The 23081-nt window shown below is 71.1% G+C and carries 22 protein-coding genes; all 22 read right to left on the bottom strand.

Translation table 11 applies throughout. The annotated features are described in order from the left end of the window. Positions 1-17: 17 nt before the first annotated feature. The 22 genes from AC1DXJ_RS00730 to efp all read right to left on the bottom strand — a co-directional run bounded on the left by AC1DXJ_RS00730 (position 18) and on the right by efp (position 23032). Positions 18-1070, bottom strand: coding sequence for an LLM class flavin-dependent oxidoreductase (locus AC1DXJ_RS00730; protein ID WP_477636166.1), 1053 nt, complete (start codon positions 1068-1070; stop codon positions 18-20). A gap of 42 nt (positions 1071-1112) precedes the next feature. Further along, a complete protein-coding gene (locus AC1DXJ_RS00725; RefSeq protein WP_477636165.1) occupies positions 1113-1673 on the bottom strand; it encodes an N-acetyltransferase family protein in 561 nt (186 codons plus the stop codon). A 5-nt stretch (positions 1674-1678) separates the two neighbouring features. Further along, positions 1679-3217, bottom strand: coding sequence for an RsmB/NOP family class I SAM-dependent RNA methyltransferase (locus tag AC1DXJ_RS00720; protein WP_477636164.1), 1539 nt, complete (start codon positions 3215-3217; stop codon positions 1679-1681). Continuing rightward, entirely contained in the window at positions 3210-4148 is a 939-nt protein-coding gene (gene fmt, locus AC1DXJ_RS00715) for a methionyl-tRNA formyltransferase (RefSeq protein WP_477636163.1), read from the bottom strand. Before fmt ends, AC1DXJ_RS00720 begins: the two co-directional genes overlap by 8 nt. Then, the gene (gene def / locus AC1DXJ_RS00710) at positions 4148-4693 is read right to left on the bottom strand and encodes a peptide deformylase (RefSeq protein WP_477636162.1); all 546 of its coding nucleotides are present in this window, start codon (positions 4691-4693) and stop codon (positions 4148-4150) included. Before def ends, fmt begins: the two co-directional genes overlap by 1 nt. Positions 4694-4782: 89 nt before the next feature. Beyond that, a complete protein-coding gene (locus AC1DXJ_RS00705) occupies positions 4783-6831 on the bottom strand; it encodes a primosomal protein N' (protein WP_477636161.1) in 2049 nt (682 codons plus the stop codon). 26 nt (positions 6832-6857) lie between these two features. Further along, complete coding sequence (gene metK, locus AC1DXJ_RS00700; protein ID WP_477612717.1) at positions 6858-8078, bottom strand: methionine adenosyltransferase; 1221 nt, start codon at positions 8076-8078, stop codon at positions 6858-6860. Between the two features lie 82 nt (positions 8079-8160). Then, positions 8161-9447, bottom strand: a complete 1287-nt coding sequence (coaBC, locus tag AC1DXJ_RS00695) for a bifunctional phosphopantothenoylcysteine decarboxylase/phosphopantothenate--cysteine ligase CoaBC (protein ID WP_477636160.1) — start codon at positions 9445-9447, stop codon at positions 8161-8163. Positions 9448-9488: 41 nt separating this feature from the next. Further along, positions 9489-9752: a DNA-directed RNA polymerase subunit omega gene (rpoZ, locus tag AC1DXJ_RS00690; protein WP_140737392.1), complete on the bottom strand. Its 264-nt coding sequence runs from the start codon at positions 9750-9752 to the stop codon at positions 9489-9491. Between the two features lie 63 nt (positions 9753-9815). After that, positions 9816-10400 (bottom strand): guanylate kinase, encoded by a 585-nt coding sequence (gene gmk, locus AC1DXJ_RS00685; protein WP_477636159.1) that lies wholly within the window; start codon positions 10398-10400, stop codon positions 9816-9818. Then, positions 10397-10714 (bottom strand): integration host factor, actinobacterial type, encoded by a 318-nt coding sequence (mihF, locus tag AC1DXJ_RS00680; protein ID WP_179420118.1) that lies wholly within the window; start codon positions 10712-10714, stop codon positions 10397-10399. The genes gmk and mihF overlap by 4 nt, the downstream gene beginning before the upstream one ends. A gap of 240 nt (positions 10715-10954) precedes the next feature. Beyond that, positions 10955-11809: an orotidine-5'-phosphate decarboxylase gene (pyrF, locus tag AC1DXJ_RS00675; RefSeq protein WP_477612714.1), complete on the bottom strand. Its 855-nt coding sequence runs from the start codon at positions 11807-11809 to the stop codon at positions 10955-10957. Positions 11810-11811: 2 nt separating this feature from the next. Then, positions 11812-12768: a dihydroorotate dehydrogenase gene (locus tag AC1DXJ_RS00670; protein ID WP_477636158.1), complete on the bottom strand. Its 957-nt coding sequence runs from the start codon at positions 12766-12768 to the stop codon at positions 11812-11814. Continuing rightward, positions 12768-13673, bottom strand: coding sequence for a dihydroorotate dehydrogenase electron transfer subunit (locus AC1DXJ_RS00665; protein WP_477636157.1), 906 nt, complete (start codon positions 13671-13673; stop codon positions 12768-12770). The genes AC1DXJ_RS00670 and AC1DXJ_RS00665 overlap by 1 nt, the downstream gene beginning before the upstream one ends. Next, complete coding sequence (gene carB / locus AC1DXJ_RS00660; protein WP_477636156.1) at positions 13670-17035, bottom strand: carbamoyl-phosphate synthase large subunit; 3366 nt, start codon at positions 17033-17035, stop codon at positions 13670-13672. Before carB ends, AC1DXJ_RS00665 begins: the two co-directional genes overlap by 4 nt. Continuing rightward, a complete protein-coding gene (carA, locus tag AC1DXJ_RS00655; RefSeq protein ID WP_477636155.1) occupies positions 17035-18303 on the bottom strand; it encodes a glutamine-hydrolyzing carbamoyl-phosphate synthase small subunit in 1269 nt (422 codons plus the stop codon). Before carA ends, carB begins: the two co-directional genes overlap by 1 nt. After that, a complete protein-coding gene (locus AC1DXJ_RS00650) occupies positions 18300-18959 on the bottom strand; it encodes a PH-like domain-containing protein (protein ID WP_477636154.1) in 660 nt (219 codons plus the stop codon). The genes carA and AC1DXJ_RS00650 overlap by 4 nt, the downstream gene beginning before the upstream one ends. Then, entirely contained in the window at positions 18956-20245 is a 1290-nt protein-coding gene (locus AC1DXJ_RS00645) for a dihydroorotase (protein ID WP_477636153.1), read from the bottom strand. Before AC1DXJ_RS00645 ends, AC1DXJ_RS00650 begins: the two co-directional genes overlap by 4 nt. Continuing rightward, entirely contained in the window at positions 20245-21285 is a 1041-nt protein-coding gene (locus AC1DXJ_RS00640) for an aspartate carbamoyltransferase catalytic subunit (RefSeq protein WP_477636152.1), read from the bottom strand. The genes AC1DXJ_RS00645 and AC1DXJ_RS00640 overlap by 1 nt, the downstream gene beginning before the upstream one ends. Next, the gene (pyrR, locus tag AC1DXJ_RS00635; RefSeq protein WP_477636151.1) at positions 21282-21923 is read right to left on the bottom strand and encodes a bifunctional pyr operon transcriptional regulator/uracil phosphoribosyltransferase PyrR; all 642 of its coding nucleotides are present in this window, start codon (positions 21921-21923) and stop codon (positions 21282-21284) included. The genes AC1DXJ_RS00640 and pyrR overlap by 4 nt, the downstream gene beginning before the upstream one ends. Before the next feature lie 134 nt (positions 21924-22057). Then, positions 22058-22471, bottom strand: a complete 414-nt coding sequence (nusB, locus tag AC1DXJ_RS00630; RefSeq protein ID WP_477612706.1) for a transcription antitermination factor NusB — start codon at positions 22469-22471, stop codon at positions 22058-22060. Then, entirely contained in the window at positions 22472-23032 is a 561-nt protein-coding gene (gene efp, locus AC1DXJ_RS00625) for an elongation factor P (RefSeq protein ID WP_477636150.1), read from the bottom strand. Positions 23033-23081 lie beyond the last annotated feature (49 nt).

The following is a 23081-nucleotide window of genomic DNA, read 5'->3' as shown; positions in this document are numbered from 1 at the left end:
GGGGACGCGTCTGCGACCTACTGACCGAACGCGGCTGCCAGCAGCGCCAACGTCGCCTCACGAGCCGGTGCGAGGGCCGCGGGGGTGCCGCTCATGGCTCCGGCGACAGGGTGGACCATCACCTCGTCGACGTCGTACTCGGCAGTGAGGGCGGTGAGCTGCTCGGCGACGACGTCGGGAGTGCCGACGACCCAACGCCCACGCATCTCGGTGGCGAGATCGCGGTGCCCGTCCGCGATCCCGGCCTCCTCCGCCTGTTCGACGAGCAGTTGCGGGGCAAGTCGACCGCCGGTCCGCAGCGCCACCATCGACGCCAGGTTCGGCAGCGTGAGTCGCTCGGCCTCGACCTGGCTGGGCGCCACCACGACGTTGACCGTGAGGAAGGTGCGTGGCTCCGGATGCGCGGCGGATGGCCTGAAGCCCCTGCGGTAGAGGTCGAGGGCTGCTGCCGTGCCGCGCCCCGAGAAGTGGTGGGCGAAGACGTACGGCAGGCCGCGCTCCGCCGCCAGGCGCGCCGAGTAGTCGGAAGACCCGAGCAGCCAGACGTCGGGTGCCGAGGCGGCCCGGGGAGTGGCGTGCAAGGGGTGGACGTCGCCGCCGACCCTGATGCCGACACCCTCGGGAGACATCAGGGCCATGACGTCGTCGACGTACTGAGGGAACCGCTGGACCGCGTCCTGGTCGACCCCGCCTGCGCCGTGTCGCAAGGCGTAGCTGGTCACCGGGTCGGTGCCGGGGGCACGTCCGATCCCGAGGTCGATGCGCCCCGGGTGCGCTGCTTCCAGCAGGGCGAACTGCTCGGCCACGACCAGTGGTGCATGGTTGGGCAGCATGACCCCGCCGGAGCCGACGCGAATCCGCTCCGTGGCGGCGGCCACCATCGCGATGAGGACCGGCGGGTTCGTCGCCGCCACCGCGGGCATGTTGTGGTGCTCGGCCAGCCAGTAGCGGCGGTAGCCGTGGCGGTCCGCAACCCGCGCCAGCGACCGGGTCGCGGCCAGCGCGTCCCCCGTGGTCTGGTCGCTGCGGACGGGGACGAGGTCGAGGACGGACAGCGCAGGTGTGCTCACCTGTGGGCCAACCGGCTGCCACCGAGCGCTATTCCGGCGGGGTCAGCGGACCATCCTGATCTCGGGGAGGTCGGGGAACCGGTCGTCGACGAACGTGGCACCGTCCGGCGCGAAGCCGTTCCGGACGTAGAAGGCGCGCGCTCGCGGGTTGTCGCGGAAGACCCAGAGCTCCGCGGGATCCTGCCGCTCGAGCACCACGTCGAGGAGCCGCTGGCCCAGACCGGTGCCGTGTCGCGAAGCCTCGACATAGAGCGCCCACAGCTCCGCCGGACGGACGTGGTCGGGTCGCCCGGCCGGGTCCCGGGAGGGCCCGGCTGCGACCAGCCCGCGGATCGCCTCGCCGTTGGTGTGTTGCTCGACCGCCACGAAGCGTCTGGTGCCGGTCGGTGTCGGGGCAGCCAAGAGGCCGCGCCAGCGTTCGACGGCGGCGTCGACGGTCCACGTGGAGAAGTAGTCCTCCGGCAGAACGGCGGCATAGGTGTCGACCCATGCCTGGTGGTGCATGGCCCCCACACCCGGCGCGTCCTCGACGAGCATCGGGCGCAGCGTCACCGGCACCGGGGCGACCCTGGCTCTGCCACCGCGGTCCGCGGGACCGGTCACCCGGCTCACCCCTTCTTGCGCAACAGCGCCAGGAACATGCCGTCCGTGCCGTGCAGGTGTGGCCACAGCTGCACCGTTGCACCCGTGCCTGGGATGTCCACGACGGCGCCGTCGCTGTCGCGGACGAAGTCACGGGTGTCGAGCAGCTCGACATCCGACCGGCGCTTGGTCACGTCTCCCACGACGAACGACGTCTCGGCCAGGTGGGGGCTGCACGTGGCGTACGCGATGACTCCCCCGGGCGCCGTCGCGTCGATGGCAGAGGCGAGCAGCTCGCGCTGGAGCTTGCCGAGGTCGGCGAGGTCGGCCGTGGTGCGTCGCCACCGGGCCTCGGGGCGTCGGCGCAGGGCACCCAGACCGGTGCACGGAGCGTCGACCAGCACTCGGTCGTAGTGGTCCGGCTCGTCCTCGCCGATCGTCCGACCATCTCCCGTCCGCACCGTGACGGTGCGGCCCGCCTCCGTCGCGCGCGCGATCGCGGGACGCAGCGTCTGGCGCACCAGCTCGGTGCGGTGCTCGCTGACCTCGTTGGCGGTGAGGTCGGCGCCCGCCTCGATGGCCAGACCCGCGAGCAGCCCCGCCTTGCCCCCGGGGCCGGCGCACAGGTCGAGCCACTGCTCGGTCCCCTCGGTCTCGACGGGCACCGCCGCCAGTGCCAGCGCGACCAGCTGCGAACCTTCGTCCTGGACCGCTGCACGCCCCTCGCGCACCGCGGGTATGCCGCCCGGGTCACCTGCGTCGAGGACCGCACCGCAGGGTGAGAGCCGCGAGGCAGAGGCGCCGGCGCCCACGAGCTCGGCCACCGTGGCCAGTCCCGGTCGGGCCACGAGAGACACCTTTGCGGCAGCGTTGTCCGCCGTCACCAAGGCGGTCAGCTCCGCGTCCACGGTGTCGGCGGTCGCGGCGCCATGACCGAGCAGGGCGGCACGCAGCGCCTTGACGATCCACTCCGGATGCGACTGCTCGACGGCCAACCGGGCCGTCAGGTCGTCGGCCGGCACCACCTCCGCGAGCCAGGCCTCGAGGTCACGTTCGCTGATCCTGCGCATGACTGCGTTGACGAAACCTGCCGCTCCGGCGCCGTTGACCTTGCGCGCCAGCGCCACCGTCTCGTCGACCGCCGCATGGGTCGGCACCCGCATGCCCAGCAGCTGGTGGGCGCCGAGCCGGAGGGTGTCCAGGACATTGGGGTCGATCTTGGCCACGGGTCGTCCTGCCGCAACGCTGATGATGGGGTCGTAGAGCCCGTGCATCCGCACCGCCCCATAGACGAGCTCGGTCGTGAACGCGGCATCCCGGCCGTTGATCCCCCTGTCGCGCAACACCTTCGGGAGCTCGAGGTTGGCGTAGGCGCCCTCGGCGACGGCTCGCAGGACGGTGTAGGCCGCGAGGCGTTGGGGGTCGCTGCTGCGGTTGCGCTCGCTGGGCCGCTGCGCCGATCGCTGCCTGTCGCCGTGCGTCCGCTCGGGGCGTTGACGACCCTTCGCGTTGCGGCGACCACCATCGTCGTCCCGACGAGGTCCGCGTGGTGCTTGGTCACTCATGGTTGAACCGTTCTCCTGCGTCGATGCGGACCCCTCGCGCCCAGTCGGCCGCGGCCATCTGCTTCTTGCCGTGCGGCCGCACCTGACCGAGGCGGACCGGCCCGCTGGCGGTGCCCACGTGGACCTCGCGCTTCCCGGCGGCGACTTCTCCCGGGGCAAGCTGTGGCCCGACATGACCCTCGTCGGGGTGGACGGGCAGCAGCCTGACCCGTTCGCCACGGAAGGTGGACCACGCGCCCGGCGCGGGGGTGCACCCACGCACCTGGCGATCCACCGCGACGGCCGGTCGGTCCCAGCGCACCCGTGCGTCCTCGACTTCGATCTTGGGCGCGAGCGAGACCCCGTCGACCGCCTGCGGCACGGGAGTCAGGGCACCGTCGGCGATGCCGTCCAACGTCGCGACTAGCAGGCCCGCACCCCCCTCCGCAAGCCTGCCGAGCAGGTCCCCGGCGGTGTCACGCGGGCGGATCCGTTCCGTCATCAGCCCGAAGACCGGCCCGGTGTCGAGGCCGGCCTCGATGAGGAAGGTCGAGGCCCCGGTCACCTCGTCGCCGGCCATCACGGCGTGCTGCACTGGTGCGGCCCCCCGCCACGCGGGCAGCAGGGAGAAGTGCAGGTTGACCCAGCCGTGCAGCGGGATCTCCAGGGCCGCTTGCGGGATCAGGGCGCCGTAGGCCACCACCGGGCACGCATCCGGCGCCAGGGCGCGCAGTCGCTCGAGGAAGTCTGGGTCGCGCGGACGGTCCGGGGTCAGCACCTCGATGCCGAGCTCCTCGGCTCGCTGGCGCACCGGCGACCTCACCACACCTCGGCCGCGGCCGGCTCGGGCGTCGGGCCGGGTCACCACGGCGACGACCTCGTGGGGGGAGGCGATCAGGGCATCGAGCGACGGCACCGCGGGCTCGGGCGTGCCGGCGAAGACCAGCCGCATCACATCCCCCGGCCGAAGGTGGCATGCGGACTGACCTTGACGACGGGGGTGTCGCCACCGGCCCACTCCGCCTCACGGATCGCCTTCATGGCCGCCTTGCGCTGCTCGCGGTCCATCCGGTCGATGAACAGGATCCCGTCGAGGTGGTCGGTCTCGTGCTGCAGACACCGAGCCAGCAGCTCAGAGCCGTCGATCACCACGGGCTCACCGAACTGGTTGAAGCCCTTGGCGACGGTCCGCAGCGCCCGCGGTGTCTCGAACCTCAGGCCGGGGAACGACAGGCAGCCCTCATCGCCCTCCTGGAGCTCGCTCGAGAGGTCGAGGTCAGGGTTGACCAGGTGGCCCAGCTCGCCGTCGACCCAGTACGTGAACACGCGCAGCCCCACCCCGATCTGGGGCGCGGCGAGTCCCGCTCCGGGGGCGTCGATCATCGTCTCGGTCAGGTCCTTGACCAGCTGACGCAGCTCGCGGTCGAAGTCGACGACGGGCTCGGCCGGCGTGCGCAGGACGGGGTCACCGAAGAGGCGGATGTTCTGGATCGACAACGCTGTTCCTGTGGTTGGACGAGCATGGCTGGGCGGGCGAAAAGGGGCTGTCAGTGTATGCCGCGTCCCCACGGCCGTTGGAACGCGGATCAGGTGGCGGGGTCGCGCGGGTCCATCCGGACCTGGATGCTGGCCTTCTCCTTGCGGGCGCTGCGCACCGCCTTCATCGCCACCAGAGCTGCGGCCAGGGCGGGGCGCTGCTCGAGCGGGGCTCGCAGCAGGACGCGCACCGCGTCGTCAGCCACCGGCAGGGGACCGAGCTGGTCCACCTCGGCCGGCAGGTGAGCAAGCCGCAGGGCGGCCTCGAGAGCGCGACGGTCCCCGGTCAGGGCCGCCATCGCCACCGTCGGGGGCAGGGAGAGCTCCTGGCGTTCGGCGAGCTCCCGGGCTGCGAACCAGGCGGGGTCCCAACGCACCAGGGCCTCGACGACCGGCAGCGTCGTGTGGGTGGGTGCCCCACAGAGCACGACCTGACCTCCCGCCGCCGCACCGCGTGTGAGGGCGCCAGCGGCCACCCAGCGACGCAACGCCTCCTCCCCCGAGTCCAGGGTGGGGCGGTCGAGACTGGCCCACGCGTCGAGGAGCAGGCATGCGGCATACCCCCCCTCGGCCACGGGTTCGGCACCCGGTGTGGCGATGACGAGGGCAGGGACCGCAGCGACGCGGTCGAGCACGGCGCCGGCTCCAGAGGTGTGCACGGGCACGCCGGGGAAGGCTCTGCCCAGCTCCTCGGCCGTCCGCCGTGCTCCGATCACCGACGAGCGCAGCTCGCGGCCGCCGCAGTGCCGACACTCGAACCGTCCCACTCCTCGCCCACACCAGCGGCAGGCCGGCTCGGCCTGCCTGGAGCGCAGGGCGACGGGGCCGGCGCAGTGGGCGCAACGGACGGCAGTGCGACAGGTCTGGCAGGACAGCGAGGGGACGTAGCCGCGGCGGGGCACCTGCACGAGGACCGGGCCGGACTCGAGGGCAGCCTTGGCGGTTCGCCAGGCGATGGAAGGCAGGTGTGCCGAAGCCGCCGCGGCGTCCCGCTCGATCTCGACGCCTTCGCCGGCCACCTGCACGCGGGGGGCAGCTCCGCGGAGGCCACCTCCCGTGATGGTCCGCAGCTCGCCGGTGTCGACGAGTCGCTGGACGGCCACGGTGCGCGTGAACCCTCCCGAGAGGACCGCGGCTCCCTCGACGTCGGCGCGCGTGAGGAGCACGTCACGGACGTGGGGGTAGGGCGACCTGGGCTCGTCCAACAGGTCGTCGCCATCGTCCCACCACGCGACGAGCCCGAGGTCGCGCACGGGCGCGAACGCGGCGGCCCGGGTGCCCACGACCACGGATACGTGCCCACGCAGCACCTTGAGCCACGCGGTGTAGCGCGCCTGCGGTCCCTGGTCGGCCGTCAGCCGCACGTGTCGCCCCGGGCCGAGCGCCTGGGTGAGCGCCGCGTCCACGCGCCCGACATCGCGGTGGTCCGGCACCACGAGGACACTTCCCCGCCCGCCCGCCAGCGTCGCCGCCGCCGCGGCCGCCAGGGCGGACGGCCAGTCCTGCGTCGGGTCGGTGGTGGGCACTGCCAGCCACGACGCCGCTGGCGACTCCCCCGCGGCCAGCCGCGACAGGTATGCCGGCCCCGCGGCATACCTGCCCCACGCGCCTCCCGGACCGCTCACCTGGGGAAGCGGGTCAGGGGTGGGGGGCTCCAGCGCAAGGGCCTTCTCGGCTGCTGCGTGCCGTGGGGGCACCGCGAGCCGGAGCACGTCACCGAGCGAGCCCGCACATCGTGTCGCGACGGCAGTGGCGACTCGGAGCTGGGTGGGGCGCAGCACGGGCTCCGGCGACACGACCCGCCGGATGGGCGCGAGCCGGCCCTCGTGCTCGGCGGCAGCCGCCCGCGCGACGACGAAACCGTCGAGGTCCTGACCGGCGAAGCGCACCTTGACGCGGGTGCCGGGCAGTGCCGTGTCGGCCATCGCCTCGGGCACGAGGTACTCGAAGGGCCGGTCGAGGTGGGCCAGACCCGTGTCGACGACGACCGAAGCCACCGGGTCGATGGACGCGGTGGCTTCGGTGCGAGGCGTGCGGGTCCGTGGCAGCGCGGAGCGGATCAGCTCCAGCTGCTCGGTCTCGCCCTCCTGTCCGCTCACGGGAGCGAACCTAGCGGAGGGTGCCGTCAGTCCTTGACGGCCTTCTGCAGGGCGTCGATGCGGTCGGTGCGCTCCCACGTGAAGGGGTTCTCCACGTGACCTGCCTGCGTGCGGCCGAAGTGGCCGTAGGCAGCCGTCGGCTTGTAGATCGGGCGCAGCAGGTCGAGGTCCTGGACGATCGCGGCCGGGCGCAGGTCGAAGACCTTGGAGATCGCGGCCTGGATCGTGTCGACCGGCACGCTCTCGGTGCCGAACGTCTCGACGTAGAGGCCGACAGGCTGGGCCTTGCCGATGGCGTAGGCGACCTGAACCTCGCAGCGACGGGCCAGCCCTGCGGCGACGACGTTCTTGGCGACCCAGCGCATGGCGTAGGCGGCAGAGCGGTCGACCTTCGACGGGTCCTTGCCGGAGAACGCGCCGCCACCGTGGCGGGACATGCCGCCATAGGTGTCGACGATGATCTTGCGACCGGTGAGGCCGGCGTCACCCATCGGGCCGCCGATGACGAAGTTGCCGGTCGGGTTGATCAAGGTGCGGTAGTCGGAGAGGTCGAGCTCGGTGCCCTCGTCGGCCAGCTCGGCCAGGACGGGCTTGATGACGTGCTCGATGATGTCGGGCTGGAGCAGTCCGTCGAGCGAGATGTCCTCGGCGTGCTGCGTGGACAGGACGACGGTGTCGAGCCGGACGGCCTTGTCGCCGTCGTAGCCGATGGTGACCTGGGTCTTGCCGTCCGGGCGCAGGTAGGCGACCTCGCCGCTCTTGCGCACGGTGGTGAGGCGCTCGGCCAGCCGGTGCGCGAGGTGGATGGGCAGCGGCATCAGCTCGGCGGTGTCCTCGCAGGCGTAGCCGAACATCAGGCCCTGGTCGCCCGCGCCCTGCTTGTCGAGGGGGTCGACGCCACCGGTGCGGTTCTCGTACGCCGTGTCGACGCCCTGGGCGATGTCGGGGCTCTGCTGGCCGATCGAGACCTCGACACCGCAGGAAGCGCCGTCGAAACCCTTGGTCGAGGAGTCGTAGCCGATGCCGAGCACCGTGTCGCGCACGATCTTGGGGATCTCGACGTAGGCCTCCGTGGTGACCTCGCCGGCGACGTGGACCAGCCCGGTCGTCACCATCGTCTCGACCGCGACTCGGCTGCCCGGGTCCTGGTCGAGCATGGCGTCGAGGATCGCGTCGGAGATCTGGTCACAGATCTTGTCCGGGTGGCCCTCGGTGACGGACTCGGACGTGAACAGGCGAGCGGACACTCATTTCTCCTTTGGAGCAGCGAATGCTGACGATGCTGGGCGCGGCGGCAACTGGCCGCGCGACCCCGAGAGTCTACCTAGGTCAGAGGATCTCCTGGACGGCGTCCCACACTACGGCGGCGACCAGCTCCTTGGAGGCCGGTCCCGCCTCGGTGACGTGGCTGGAGCCTTGCCTCAGGATGTGGACGGTGTTGTCGTCCTGACCGAAGGTCTTGTCGGCGCCCACCTCGTTCACGACGAGCAGGTCACAACCCTTGCGGGCCAGCTTGTCGCGGCCGTGCTCGAGGACCCCGGCTTGGTCGTCGCCGGTCTCGGCGGCGAACCCGACGATGACAGGGCTGGCCTCCTCGCCTCGCGACTCCACGAGACCGACGAGGATGTCGGGGTTGCGAACCAGCTCGATGGTCGGCGCCGACTCCGCCTCGGGACCGCCCGGCGCACCGAACGTCTTCTTGATCTTGGCGTCCACGTAGTGCGCCGGTCGGAAGTCGGCCACAGCTGCGGCCATCACCACGACGTCGGCGTCCTTGGCAGCCACCTCCACCGCCGCCTGGAGCTCGAGCGCGGTGGACACCGGCACGACGGTCACTCCCGACGGTGCCGGCAAGAACGTGTTCGCGGCGAGCAGGGTCACCGTGGCTCCGCGGCGGGCCGCCACGGCGGCGAGGGCGTAGCCCTGCTTGCCGGAGCTGCGGTTCCCGAGGAACCGCACCGGGTCGATCGGCTCTCGCGTGCCTCCGGCCGTGATGACGACCCTGCGACCGGCGAGCTCCTGCGTCGAGGCAGGCGTGGAGGCCGGCGCCGTTGCCCCCTGCGTGGACGTGCGGGAGGCGGCGGCGGTGTGGGCGAGGATCCGCCCGCACACGGCATACAAGGTCTCGGGTTCGGGGAGGCGGCCCGGGCCCGTGTCGGCGCCGGTGAGGCGCCCCGACGCGGGCGGGATGATGTGTATGCCGCGTTCGGCCAAGGTGGAGACGTTGGCCTGGGTGGCTGCGTGGTCCCACATCTCGGTGTGCATCGCCGGCGCCATGACCACGGGACAGCGCGCGGTCAGCAGGACGTTCGTGAGCAGGTCGCCGGCCAGACCGTGCGCGGCCTTCGCGAGCAGGTCGGCGGTGGCGGGCGCGACGACGACCAGGTCGGCCGTCTGCCCCAGGCGGACGTGGGGCACCTCGTGCACCGAGTCCCACACCCCGGTGTGCACGGGTTTGCCCGACAGGGCCTCCCACGTGGGGGCTCCGACGAACTGCAGGGCCGACTCGGTCGGCACGACGGTGACGTCGTGCCCCGCCTCCGTGAACAGGCGCAGCAGCGAGCAGGCCTTGTAGGCCGCTATCCCGCCGCTGACCCCCAGGACGATGCGCGCCATGGCGCCCCTGTCCTCTGCTCTCGTCCGGCCCGCGTCCGGGCTCAGCTCTCGATCGGGGTGGAGATGACCAGGCCCTCGTTGATCTCGCGCAGGGCGATCGACATCGGCTTCTCGTGCACCTGGCTGTCGACGAGCGGGCCGACGTTCTCGAGCAGGCCCTCCTGCAGCTGGCTGTAGTACGCGTTGATCTGGCGAGCGCGCTTGGCCGAGTAGATCACCAGGGCGTACTTGGAGTCGGCCTTGGTGAGCAGGTCGTCGATCGGCGGGTTGGTGATGCCGATCGGGTTGGCGACGGTTCCAGACACGGGGGTACTCAATTCTGTTGGACTCAGCTTCTGGACGGTTGGCTCAGCTTCTGACGCCGGGCGTCAGTGCGATCGCATCAATGATACGAGTTCTTCGGCCGCACGACGAACGTCGTCGTTGACGATGGTCACGTCGAACTCGTCCTCGGCGGCCATTTCGACCTTCGCGGTGTCCAGCCGACGGCCCCGCTCCTCCGCGTCCTCGGTGCCGCGACCGACCAGCCGGCGCACGAGCTCGTCCCAGCTGGGTGGGGCGAGGAAGACGAACAAGGCCTCGGGCATGGTGTCCCGGACCTGGCGGGCGCCCTGGAGGTCGATCTCGAGCAGTGCCATCCTGTGCTCGCGCAGCGCCCGCTCCACCGGAGCGCGCGGCGTCCCGTAGTGGTTGCGACCGTGCACGACCGCCGACTCCAGCAGCTCTCCGGCCTGCTCCATCCGCGAGAACTCGGCCTCGTCGACGAAGTGGTAGTGGACGCCCTCGACCTCCCCCGGGCGCGGGCTGCGGGTAGTGGCACTGACCGAGAGCCAGACCTCGGGGAAGTTGTCGCGGACGTGGGCGGACAGGGTGCCCTTGCCCACGGCGGTGGGACCCGCGAGGACGACGAGCCGCCGGGGGCGGTCCTCGCCGACGGAAGCGGGTCGGCTCACGCCTCGTCGAAGCGGGTGAGCAGCGCGGAGATCTGGTTGGCACCCAGGCCACGGACGCGGCGGCTCTCGGAGATGCCGACCTCCTCCATGATCTGGCGCGCACGGACCCGGCCCACCCCGGGCATCGACTCGAGCAGCGCGGAGACCTTCATCTTGCCGACGACCTCGTTGGCCTTGCCGTCGGCGATGACCTCCTTGAGCGAACCCTGGGCGTACTTCAGCCGGTTCTTCACCGCAGCTCGCTCGCGGCGGGCCACGGCAGCCTTCTCGAGGGCCGCCGCACGCTGCTCCGGGGTCAACGGGGGAAGGGCCACGGTGGTACTCCTTGCGCAAGCGGGTCGGCACGGGTTCGTGTCTGGGTGATGTCTTCCGACTCTAGCAACCGCGAGGCCGGGTTTCCCCTCGAGGCTCCATGGCGCCGGTCACAGGGCCTGACCTCAGCGTTCTCGGCGAAGCTCGGTGCGTCCAGCGCCGTGCTCAGCGCGGGCAGCTCAGTGCGGGACTCGGTGCGGGACGCAGTGCGGAAAAGCTCGGAGCGGTGCTCGCGGGAAAGCTCACTGCAGGAGGGCGGCCAAGGAGTCGTTCGTGCCCATGGCGCGGTCACGCAGGGCTGCCACGTCCGGTCCGGCGTTGAGGACGTCGCGGCTGCTGGCGGGCAGCACGTTGGGCAAGGCGTCCCCGAACACGCGCCGCAGGTCCTCGCTCGTGCCGCCCTGGGCGCCGACCCCGGGCGCGAGGAGAGGTGCCGTGGCCCCGGCGAGGTCGAGACCGAGCTCCTGGACGGCAGAGCCGACCGTCGCCCCGACCACGAGCCCCACACTGCCCAGCTCGCCGCGCTCGCGGGCGGCGGCGTTCTCACCGGCCGCACCAGCCACCATCGACTCGGCGACGCTGACGTCCCGCAGCCGGGCGTGCTGCACGGAGCGACCCTCGGGGTTGGACGTCAGGCCCAGGACGAAGACGCCCCTGCCGGTCTGGGCCGCCAGGTCCAGGGCGGGCCGCAGGGACTCGAACCCCAGGTAGGGGCTCACCGTGACGGCATCGGCGGGCGCGACGGCGTCCTTGCCGAGATAGGCCTCGGCGTAGGCCGCCATGGTCGAGCCGATGTCGCCTCGCTTGGCGTCGAGGATCACGAGGGTGCCCGCCTCACGCAGCGCGAGGATGGCGCGCTCCAGGATGGCGACCCCTCGCGACCCGAACACCTCGAAGAAGGCCGACTGCGGCTTCACCACCCCGACGTGTCCGGCAAAGGCTTCCACGCATGTGTCCGTGAAGGCGGCCAGTCCGTCGACGTCGTATCCGAGCCCCCACGACTCGACCAGGGCGCGGTGGGGGTCGATCCCGGCACACAGGGGGCCGCGGGAGTCCATCGCCCCGCGCAGCCGTTGTCCGAACGTCAGCTCCGTCATGGTCACGCCAACCTCCCGTGGGCGACACCGACTGCATCGGTGAGTCGCTCGAATCCCTTGTCCTGCAACAGTTCTGCCAGCTCGCGACCCACTCGCACCGGTGCGCTGGGGTCGTTGAACGTCGCCGTGCCCACCTGCACTGCGCTCGCGCCTGCCGCCACCAGCTCCAGCGCGTCCCGTCCGGTGCGCACCCCGCCGACCCCGATGATCGGCACTGTCGGCAGTCGCCCCTCGAGCATCGCGGCCCGTGTCTGCCAGATGGCGCGGACCGCCACCGGCCGGATCGCCGGCCCAGACAGGCCGCCTGTCACCCCTGCCACCTGCGGCCGCAGCCGGTCGGTGTCGATGACCATCCCCAGCAACGTGTTGATCATGGTGAGCCCGTCGGCACCCGCCTTCACGCAGGCCTGGGCCACTCCCACGATGTCGGTCACATCGGGAGTGAGCTTGGCGAAGATGGGGATGTCCCGCGGCAGCTGCTCGCGCACCAGTGCGACGACCTTGGCACTGGCCATCGGGTCGCACGCGAACACGAGGCCGCGGTTGGCGACGTTGGGACAGGAGATGTTGACCTCCACGCCCACGACCGCGTCGAAGGCGTCGCTCGCTCGCAGGGTCGCAGCAACGTCGGCGAACTCGCCGCTGGTGTTGCCGGCGATGGAGACCAGGGTGCGGGCCCCGGCCTGCTTGAGCCAGGCCAGGTCCTTGTCGACGAACGCGGAGATGCCGGGACCCTGGAGGCCGATCGAGTTGAGCATGCCGGCGGGGGTCTCGGCCATCCGCGGTGTGCCACGTCCCGACCGCGGGTCGGCCATCACCGACTTGGTGACGAAGGCGCCCAGCTCGCGGATGTCGAAGAACCGCGCCAGCTCGCGACCGTTCGCCGCGCAGCCCGAGGCCGTCATCATCGGGCTGGGCAGCGTCGCCGACCCGAGCCGCACCGACATGTCGACCGCCATCAGTGACCACCCACCCGGGGTGCGCCGACCGTGTCGGCGGGCACCCGGCACACCCCGTCGGCGAAGGCGTCCCACCGCACGCGGTCCCCGCGGAACACCGGCCCCTCGACGCAGGACCTCACCATCCGCGTGGCCCCGTCGTTCCCCGTGACGGGCATGACGCAGGTCATGCACACACCCACGCCGCACGCCATCGACTCCTCGACGGCCACCTGGGCGACCGCGCCCTCGGCGGCAGCGACGTCCGTGATCGACTTGAGCATGCCCATGGGTCCGCAGCCGTAGACGACCGAGGCACCGGTGCGCCGGATGACCTCCGGCAGCACGTCGGAGACCCAGCCCTTGGTCCCGGCCGAACCGTCGTCGGTCGTGACCGAGACACCGTCGGCGTAGCGCCGTGCCTCGACGACGCCGAACAGCTTGGCCTCGGTGGCGGCCCCCAGGACCATCTCGACGTGGCAGCCCCGCGCGCGCAGCGCCTCGGCCAGCCAGAACAGCGGGGCGCTGCCGTAGCCGCCGCCGACGAGCACGCAGGCCACCGGCTCCTTGGGCAGCGGGAAGGGGCGACCGAGCGGCCCGACGATGTCGACCTCGTCGTGGGCGCGCAGCGTGCTGAGCCATCGGGTGCCCGGCCCCACGGCCGAGATCACGACGTCGACGGTGCCGCCGTAGGTGCCCGACGGGCTCACCTTGTGGATGGAGAAGCACCGGCGCAGCAGGGTGGCGCTCGTGTCACCACCCACGGCGAGGGCCACGAACTGACCCGGATGGGCCAGCTCGGCCAGCCCGGGGGCCACGAACGTGAGGTGGTGGTAGGCGCCGACCCGTCGGGTCGCGATCAGCTCGCCGGTCACCTGCACCACGCCAGAGCCCTGCGAGGTATGCCGCGTGGTCGCCGCGCTCACGCGACCCCGCCCGCCCCGACGCCGGAGGCAGAAGCCGAGCTGCCCGGCCGGACCGCTCCCTTGCCGGTGCCGGTGCCGTAGAGGTCGAGGTCGCGGGCGTGCTCCTGCAACGGCTTCACGGTGAACACGCCGTGCATCTGCGCCTCGATGCCCTGCACCGCCGCCGCCAGCTCCTGGACCGTGGTGACGATCGGCTTGTCCATCGACGTCGTGGCAGCGCGGATGGCGTAACCGTCGGCCCGTGCGTTGGGGCCGCTCGGGGTGTTGACGACCATGGCGATCTCGCCGGCCAGGATGAGGTCGACGATGCTCTCGTCGCCCTCCGACCGCTCGCTGTGCTTGTGGACGACCTGGGACGGGATCCCGTTGCGCCGCAGGACATCCGCGGTGCCCGTCGTGGCCACGATCGTGAAACCGAGATCGGCGAGCCGCTTGACCGGGAAGATCATCGCGCGCTTGTCGCGGTTGGCGACCGAGACGAAGATCCTGCCTTCGCGGGGCAGCCCCGAGCCGGCCGCGAGCATTCCCTTGGCGAACGCCGTCCCGAAGTCCTGGTCGATGCCCATGACCTCACCGGTCGAGCGCATCTCGGGGCCGAGCAGGCTGTCGACGACCTGGCCGTCGCGCGTGCGGAACCGCTTGAAGGGCAGCACGGCCTCCTTGACAGCCACCGGGGCGTGGGCGGGCATCGAGCCGCCGTCGCCGTGCGGCGGCAGCAGTCCCTCGGCGCGGAGCTCCTTGATGGTGGCCCCGAGCATGACCCTGGCCGCCGCCTTCGCGACGGGGACCCCGGTCGCCTTGGCCACGAACGGGACGGTGCGTGACGCGCGGGGATTGGCCTCCAGGACGTAGAGGATGTCCTGGGCCAGCGCGAACTGGACGTTCATCAGGCCGCGCACGCCGATGCCCTCGGCGAGCTTGAGGGTCGCCTCGCGGACGCGCTCCAGCTCGGCCACACCGAGCGTCACCGGCGGAAGGGTGCAGGCCGAGTCGCCGGAGTGGATGCCGGCCTCCTCGATGTGCTCCATGATCCCGCCGAGGTACATCTCCGTGCCGTCGTAGAGCGCGTCCACGTCGATCTCGATCGCGTCGTCGAGGAACCGGTCGACGAGGACGGGGTGCTCGGGGCTCGCGACGGTGGCCCGGGTGACGTAGGTGGCCAGGGTCTCGTCGTCGTAGACGATCTCCATGCCGCGTCCGCCGAGGACGTAGGAGGGGCGCACGAGGACGGGGTAGCCGATCTCGCGGGCGACCTCCACCGCCTCGGCGGCACTGTAGGCAGTGCCGTGCTTGGGTGCCGGCAACTGCGCCTCGGCCAGGACGCGGCCGAAGGCACCGCGGTCCTCGGCGAGGTCGATGGCCTCCGGGCTGGTGCCGACGATGGGGACGCCGGCCTCCTTGAGAGCCTTGGCCAGACCCAGCGGCGTCTGGCCGCCGAGCTGGACGATGACCCCGGCGACCGGGCCGGCCTGCTGCTCGGCGTGCACGACCTCGAGGACGTCCTCGAGGGTCAGCGGCTCGAAGTAGAGCCGGCTGCTCGTGTCGTAGTCGGTGGAGACGGTCTCGGGGTTGCAGTTGACCATCACGGTGTCGTAGCCCGCCTCGCGCAGGGCGAAGCTGGCGTGGACACACGAGTAGTCGAACTCGACGCCCTGCCCGATCCGGTTGGGACCACTGCCGAGGATGAGGACAGCGGGCTTCGCGCGCGGCGCCACCTCGGTCTCCTCGTCGTAGGTGCTGTAGTGGTACGGCGTCGTGGCAGCGAACTCCGCCGCACACGTGTCGACGGTCTTGTAGACCGGGCGCACCCCGAGGGCGTGCCGCACGCCGCGGACGACCGCCTCCGGCATACCCCGCAGCGAGGCGAGCTGCACGTCGCTGAAGCCGTGCCGCTTGGCCAGCCGCAGGAGGGTCGGCGTGAGCTCGGGCGCGGCGACGACCCGGTCGGCGATGGCGTTGACCAGCGCCATCTGGTCGAGGAACCACGGGTCGATGCCGGTGGCCTCGTGGACCTCCTCGACGGACAGGCCGCCGCGCATCGCCTGCTGGACGGTGACGATGCGCCCGTCCGTGGGCGTCCTGGCGGAGTGCAGGAAGGTGCGGGCCTGCTCCTCGCTGGGGGTCGGGCCGTCCCAGTGGAAGGTGCTGTCCTTGCGCTCCATCGACCGCAGCGCCTTCTGCAGCGCCTCGGTGAAGTTGCGGCCGATCGACATCGCCTCACCCACCGACTTCATCGTGGTGGTCAGGGTCGGGTCGGCGGCCGGGAACTTCTCGAAGGCGAACCGCGGCACCTTGACGACGACGTAGTCGAGGCTGGGCTCGAACGACGCCGGCGTCTCGCGGGTGATGTCGTTGGGCACCTCGTCGAGGGTGTAGCCGATGGCCATCTTCGCGGCGATCTTGGCGATCGGGAACCCGGTCGCCTTGGAGGCCAGCGCGGACGACCGTGACACCCGCGGGTTCATTTCGATGACGATGATCCGGCCGTCGACCGGGTTGACCGCGAACTGGATGTTGCAGCCACCGGTGTCGACACCGACCTCGCGGATGATCGCGATGCCGATGTCGCGCAGCCGCTGGTACTCGCGGTCGGTCAGGGTCAGCGCAGGCGCCACGGTGATCGAGTCACCGGTGTGCACACCCATCGGGTCGAGGTTCTCGATCGAGCAGACCACCACGACGTTGTCGACGTGGTCGCGCATCACCTCGAGCTCGTACTCCTTCCAGCCGGTGATCGACTCCTCGAGGAGCACCTCGGTGACCGGTGAGTACTGCAGGCCGTCTCCGGCGATGCGGCGAAGATCCTTCTCGTCGTAGGCGAAGCCTGAGCCGAGGCCACCCATGGTGAACGACGGGCGGACAACGACCGGATAGCCGAGTTCGGTTGCGGCAGTGAGGCATTCGTCCATCGTGTGGCAGATCAGAGACTTTGCCGACTCCGCGCCGCAGCGCTCTACGACCCCCTTGAACTTCTCGCGGTCCTCGCCGAGCTGGATCGCCTCGACGTTGGCGCCGATGAGGGGGCAGTCGTACTTCTCCAGGACGCCGGACTCGTGCAGGGCGATCGCGCAGTTGAGGGCGGTCTGGCCGCCCAGGGTCGCGAGCACGGCGTCCGGTCGTTCACGGGCGATGATCGCCTCGACGATGTCGGGGGTGATCGGCTCGACGTAGGTCGCGTCGGCGAACTCCGGGTCGGTCATGATGGTGGCCGGGTTGGAGTTGACCAGGATCACCCGGATGCCCTCCTCGCGCAGGACCCGACAGGCCTGCGTGCCGGAGTAGTCGAACTCGCAGGCCTGGCCGATCACGATCGGGCCGGAGCCGATGACGAGAACGCTCTTGATGTCGTCGCGCTTGGGCATCAATTCACCCCACGAAGTTCTGCGCTCGTGCCTCGCTCCGATACTTCACGGGGGCCCCGAATGTCTGGCGAGCTCATACTCCTGCTTTCCATCAGTGTCACGAAACGGTCGAAGAGGTAGCCGGCGTCGTGCGGACCGGCCGCTGCCTCTGGGTGGTACTGGACCGAGTAGGCAGGCACGTCGAGGCATTCCAGCCCCTCGACGACGTCGTCGTTGAGGCACACGTGCGACACCCGGACCCGTCCGTATGCCGTGCCGTCGGCTTCGTCGGCGGGCGCGGGCACCTCACGGTCGGTCGGGGCGTCGACGGCGAAGCCGTGGTTGTGGGCCGTGACCTCGACCTTGCCGGTGCTGCGGTCCATCACCGGTTGGTTGATGCCCCGGTGGCCGTACTTCAGCTTGTACGTGCCGAAACCCAGGGCCCGCCCGAGCAGCTGGTTGCCGAAGCAGATGCCGAAGAACGGGATGCGCGAGTCGAGCACCTGGCGAAGCACAGCCACCTCGGCGTCGGCGGTCGCCGGGTCACCGGGCCCGTTGGAGAAGAACACCCCGTCGGGGCCGTCCTCCCCCACCGCACGGATGTCCTCGATCGTCGAGGAGGCGGGCAGGACGTGGACCTCGATGCCCTGCTGCGCCATCAGGGTCGGGGTCATCGCCTTGATCCCGAGGTCGAGTGCGGCCACGGTGAACCGTCGTTCCCCGACGGCCGGCACGACGTAGGTCTCCTTGGTGCTCACCTCGGCCGCCAGCGCGGCCCCCTTCATCAGCGGAGCCCGCTGGACGGCGTTGACCAGCTCGGTCACCGGCAGCCCTGCCCGCTCCCCCGAGAAGATGCCGACCCGCATCGCACCCCGCTCGCGCAGGTGCCGGGTCAGGGCACGGGTGTCGATCCCGCTGATGCCCACCACTCCCTGCTCGACCAGTGCGTCCTCGAGCGACCGCTGGGAGCGCCAGCTGGACGGGCGCAGCGCGGGGTCGCGCACGACGTAGCCCGCCACCCAGAATCTGCCCGACTCGTTGTCCTCGTCGTTGACGCCGGTGTTACCGACGTGGGGGGCCGTCATGACGACCACCTGCCGGTGGTAGCTCGGGTCGGTCAGGGTCTCCTGGTAGCCGGTCATCCCCGTGGAGAAGACCGCCTCGCCGACCGTCTGGCCCGTGGCGCCGTAGGTGTCCCCCCGGAAGGTGCGACCGTCCTCGAGGACGAGGAGGGCGGGGGGCCTGTCAAGAGCAGTGGCCAGGTCGAACCCGTGTGCAGCGGCGCTCATGGTGTCGTCTTTCGTTCGGTCTCGGGATCGGTGGGCGCCTCGTCGGCCTGGGTCGTCTCGGCGCCGCCGGCACTCACGGCACTCTCGGTGCTCTCGGTACTGTCGGGGCCGTCCGGCGAGTCACCCGTGTGCCACCACAGGGCCGACTCGACTCGTTCGACGTCCGCCTTGAAACGGGGCAGGAAGCCGGTCTCGTAGACGTCCCCGTTCTCGGCCCGCCACTGCAGCGCCACGAGGCGGTTGGCGCCGACGAACTTGCCGACCATGCCGCGCTCCCGGCGGGCGGAGATGAGTCGGGCGGCCGGGATGATGATGGTGGCCTCGCCCTGCCTGTCGATGCGGACCAGCTCGTCGACGTCTCCGCGACTGACGATGAGGGTCGCCTTGGCACGGTTGCCGAGGCCCTCCACCGTCACCCGCTCGAGCCTGCTCTCGGCCGTCGTGGTGCTCACGTAGGTTCCCTCCGCGATGACCTGCGGGGGCTTCTCCTTGAGGGCGGGAGCCTCCAGGGCGTGGTCGCGCGTGGTGCGGTTGCGCTCCAGCGCGATGGCCGCGGACTCGTGCTCGCGCCGCTTGCGCAGCCACGCGGCATACAGCAGGGCATAGATCAGGCCGAGGGCCACGAGCATCACGCCCACGGCTTGCAGTCGGGTCACGCGATGGCTCCCTTCTGGGCCGTCACTCGACCGGCGAAGACCGTGGCGTGCACAGCACCCCGCAGGGTGCGCCCGTGCCAGGGGTTGTTGCGGGACAACGACAGCGACGAGCTGCGGTCGACCGTCACGGTGGCCGTCGGGTCGACCAGCGTCAGGTGCGCCGGCGAGCCCTCGACGAGCGCCTGGCCGTGGGAGGTCAGCCCTGCGATGCGGGCCGGCGCCTGCGACATCACGCGCGCCACACCCGCCCAGTCGAGCAGGCCACCGCCGACCATCACGTCGCTCACCACCGACAGCGCCGTCTCGAGCCCGAGCATGCCGAACGCCGCGTCGACGAAGGCGTGCTCCTTGTCGTGCCGGGCATGTGGTGCGTGGTCGGTGGCCACCGCGTCGATGGTGCCGTCGGCGAGCGCGGCGCGCAGGGCGTCGACGTCCTCCTGCGGGCGCAGTGGCGGGTTCACCTTGTAGGTGGGGTCGTAGCCCGCGAGCAGGTCGGTGGTGAGGACCAGGTGGTGGGGCGTGACCTCGGCGGTGACGGCGATCCCCTGGGCTTTGGCCCACCGGATGACCTCCACGGTGCCCGCGGTGGACACGTGGGCGACGTGCACCCGCGAACCCGTGTGCCGGGCCAGCATGACGTCGCGGGCCACGATCGACTCCTCGGCGATGCCGGGCCACCCGGGCAGACCGAGGCGGCCCGAGAGCTCGCCCTCGTGCGCGCAGGCGTGCGGACCGGCGAGGTGGGGGTCCTGGGCGTGCTGGGAGACGACGCCACCGAAGGCGCGGACGTACTCCAGGGCGCGGCGCATGACTCGAGCGTCATGGACGCAGTGGCCGTCGTCGGAGAAGACCGTCACCCGTGCACGGGAGCGGTGCATGAGCCCGAGCTCGGCGAGCTCCTCGCCGAGCAGGCCCTTGGTGACGGCGCCGACGGGCACGACGTCGACCAGCCCGGCCGCGCGCCCCAGGTCGAGGATGCGCTCGGCCGCCTCGGCAGTGTCGGTCACGGGACTGGTGTTGGCCATCGCGAGGATCGCCGTGAAGCCGCCGACAGCCGCCGCGGCCGAACCCGAGCCGATCGTCTCGGCGTCCTCGCGGCCGGGCTCGCGCAGGTGGGTGTGCAGGTCGACCAGACCCGGGAGCGCGACCAGTCCGTCGGCGTCCAGGACATCGGCGCCCTTGGCCGAGCGGATCGACCCCACCTGGGTGATGAGCCCGTCCTCGATCAGCAGGTCCTGGGCGCCCGACCCGAGAAGGTCGGCCCCCGTGACGAGCAGCGTGGCCATCAGCTGTCCTCTCCCTCGTTGCCGGCAAGCAAGTGGTACAGCACCGACATCCGCACCGCGACGCCCGCGCTGACCTGGTCGAGGATCAGCGACTGGGCTCCGTCGGCGGCGTCGGCCGCGATCTCGAGGCCGCGGTTCATCGGGCCCGGGTGGCAGATGACCGCGTCGGGGTTGGCCGCCATGAGGGCATCGAGCCGCGCGCGCGTGAGGCCGTAGCCGACGGTGTACTCGCGTGCCGTCGGGAAGAACCCGCCGCTCATCCGTTCGCGCTGGACCCGCAGCATCATCACCGCGTCGGCGGTGGGCAGGACCGCGTCGAAGTCGTGCGACAGCGCGAAGCCGTCAGCCTGCGCCCACGTCGTGATGCCGCTGGGCATCAGGGTCGGCGGCGCGACGAGCGTGACCCGTGCGCCGAGCGTCTTGAGCGTGATCAGGTTGGAGCGCACCACCCGTGAGTGGGTCAGGTCGCCGACGATGACGACGTGTCGGCCCTCGAGGTCACCGAGGCGGCGCTCCATCGTGTAGGCGTCGAGCAGGGCCTGGGTCGGGTGCTCGTGCATCCCGTCCCCGGCGTTGATGACGTGCGCGTCGACCCACTGGCTGACCTGGTGGGCGGCGCCGCTCGCGTGGTGGCGGATCACGAGGGCGTCGACCCCCATCGCCGCCACCGTCAGGACGGTGTCGCGCAGCGACTCCCCCTTGGACGTCGACGAACCCTTGCCACTGATGTTGATGACGTCGGCCGACAGCCACTTTCCGGCGATCTCGAAGGAGCTGCGCGTGCGGGTCGAGTCCTCGAAGAACAGGTTCACGACCGTGCGCCCACGCAGCGTCGGGAGCTTCTTGACCTCGCGCTGCTGGACACCGTGCATCTCCGACGCGGTGTCGAGGATGGCTCGGACCTGCTCGCGGGACAGGTCAGCGGACGACAGGAGGTGCCGCTTGGTGTGCCGGGGGCCCCCCTGCTGCTCGCGCGTCGCGGCGGTGGCGCTGGCGGTCGAGGTGGCGGTGGAGGTGGTGGCGGAGGTGGTGGCGGTCATCGGGCCTCCCCTCCGGCGATGGTGACCTGGTCCTGGATGTGGTCGGGTTCGCTCAGGCGGACTCGCACCTTCTCGGTGCTCGAGGTGGGCAGGTTCTTGCCCACGTGGTCGGCGCGGATCGGCAGCTCACGGTGACCCCGGTCGACGAGAACGGCGAGGCGCACGATGCGCGGACGACCGAGGTCGGACAGCGCGTCCAGTGCGGCGCGGACCGTGCGCCCGGAGTAGAGCACGTCGTCGACGAGCACCACGACCTTGTCGTCGATCCCGCTCGCGGGGATGTCGGTGTGCATCGGGCTGCGGGTCGGCTGCCTGCGCAGGTCGTCACGGTGCATCGTGACGTCGAGGGCACCGACCGCCACCGGGACTCCCTCGACCTCCTCGATCAGGGCGGCCAGCCGGCGCGCCAGCGCGACCCCCCGGGTCGGGATGCCCAGCACGACCAGGTCGGCGGCGCCCTTGTTGTGCTCGAGGATCTCGTGCGCGATCCGCCGCAGCACACGGGCCACGTCGGCCTCGGTCATGACCGTACGGGAGTCGCTGTCCGAGTCATTGCCGGCGCTGCCGGAAGCGTCGACGGAGAGGGAGGCGGGAACGGTGGGTTCAACCGCCGAGGGTGCAGCAAAGTCAGGACGCATCAGCGTCAGGACCTCCTTCCCTGCCTCACAGGACAGGTCGTTAAAGGATGTCTTTCGCGGGTGACTCTACCCGGTGCCGGGACCACGCGGCATACCGGCCCGCCGAGGCGCACCACGCGTTCGGTGCGCAGAGCTCAGGCGAGGGTGGGTTTGACCTCGGCGAGGCGACCGAGCAGGCCGTTGACGAACTTCGGCGAGTCGTCGGTGGACAGGCTCTTGGCCAGCTCGACGGCTTCGGCGATCGCGACGTTCTCGGGGACCTCGGTTGCGTACAGCACCTCGTACGCCCCGAGGCGCAGGATCGCGCGGTCGACGCTGGGCATCCGCTCGAGGGTCCAGCCCTGCGAGTAGGTCGAGAGCAGCTCGTTGATGTCGGTCCAGTGGGCGACCACGCCCTCGACCAGGTCGGAGGTGTACTGGCTGAGCGGTGCCTCGGTGACCGGCTTCGCGAGTCGTTCGGCGAGCAGGTCGCGGGCGTTCAGCCCTCGGTTCTCGGCCTCGAACAGGAGGTCGATCGCGCGCTTGCGTGCCTTCGTCCGTGCGCCCACTTAGTTGACGCGCCCCAGATAGGAGCCGTCGCGGGTGTCGACCTTGACCTTGGTGCCCTGCTCGAGGAACAGCGGGACGTTGATCGTCGCGCCGGTCTCGAGGGTGGCGGGCTTGGTGCCACCGGTGGAGCGGTCGCCCTGCAGGCCCGGCTCGGTGTAGGTGATCTCGAGGACGACCGAGGTGGGCAGCTCGACGTAGAGGACGGTGCCCTCGTGCGTCGCGACCTGGGCGCTCTGGTTCTCCAGGAGGTAGTTGGCGACGTCGCCGACGACGCTCTCCGGGATGTGGATCTGGTCGTAGGTCGACCCGTCCATGAAGACGTAGTCGGTACCGTCCTTGTAGAGGTACTGCATGTCACGCCGGTCGACGTTGGCGGTCTCGACCTTCAGCCCCGCGTTGAACGTCTTGTCGACGACCTTGCCGGACAGGACGTGCTTGAGCTTGGTGCGCACGAAGGCCGGGCCCTTGCCGGGCTTGACGTGCTGGAACTCCACGACGGCCCACAGCTGGCCCTCGAGGTTGAGGACCATGCCGTTCTTGAGGTCGTTGGTCGATGCCATGCGGGTGTCACTCTCTGTTTGGGTGCGCAGACTGGTCAGGACTCAGTCC

This window comes from Pedococcus sp. P2_D9 (assembly GCF_056404275.1).
Note: the sequence above shows the minus strand (reverse complement) of the source record. Positions and strands in the feature narration are given on the sequence as shown.

Coding starts and splice junctions, on each gene's coding strand:
- AC1DXJ_RS00645 (WP_477636153.1), bottom strand. CDS start 20,245: ATGGCCACGCTGCTCGTCACGGGGGCCGACCTTCTCGGGTCGGGCGCC.
- efp (WP_477636150.1), bottom strand. CDS start 23,032: ATGGCATCGACCAACGACCTCAAGAACGGCATGGTCCTCAACCTCGAG.
- pyrR (WP_477636151.1), bottom strand. CDS start 21,923: ATGCGTCCTGACTTTGCTGCACCCTCGGCGGTTGAACCCACCGTTCCC.
- AC1DXJ_RS00720 (WP_477636164.1), bottom strand. CDS start 3,217: ATGAGTGACCAAGCACCACGCGGACCTCGTCGGGACGACGATGGTGGT.
- AC1DXJ_RS00670 (WP_477636158.1), bottom strand. CDS start 12,768: ATGGCGGTCGACATGTCGGTGCGGCTCGGGTCGGCGACGCTGCCCAGC.
- carA (WP_477636155.1), bottom strand. CDS start 18,303: ATGAGCGCCGCTGCACACGGGTTCGACCTGGCCACTGCTCTTGACAGG.
- AC1DXJ_RS00640 (WP_477636152.1), bottom strand. CDS start 21,285: ATGACCGCCACCACCTCCGCCACCACCTCCACCGCCACCTCGACCGCC.
- carB (WP_477636156.1), bottom strand. CDS start 17,035: ATGCCCAAGCGCGACGACATCAAGAGCGTTCTCGTCATCGGCTCCGGC.
- pyrF (WP_477612714.1), bottom strand. CDS start 11,809: ATGACGGAGCTGACGTTCGGACAACGGCTGCGCGGGGCGATGGACTCC.
- coaBC (WP_477636160.1), bottom strand. CDS start 9,447: ATGGCGCGCATCGTCCTGGGGGTCAGCGGCGGGATAGCGGCCTACAAG.
- fmt (WP_477636163.1), bottom strand. CDS start 4,148: ATGCGGCTGGTCTTCGCCGGCACGCCCGAGCCCGCGGTGCCGTCGCTC.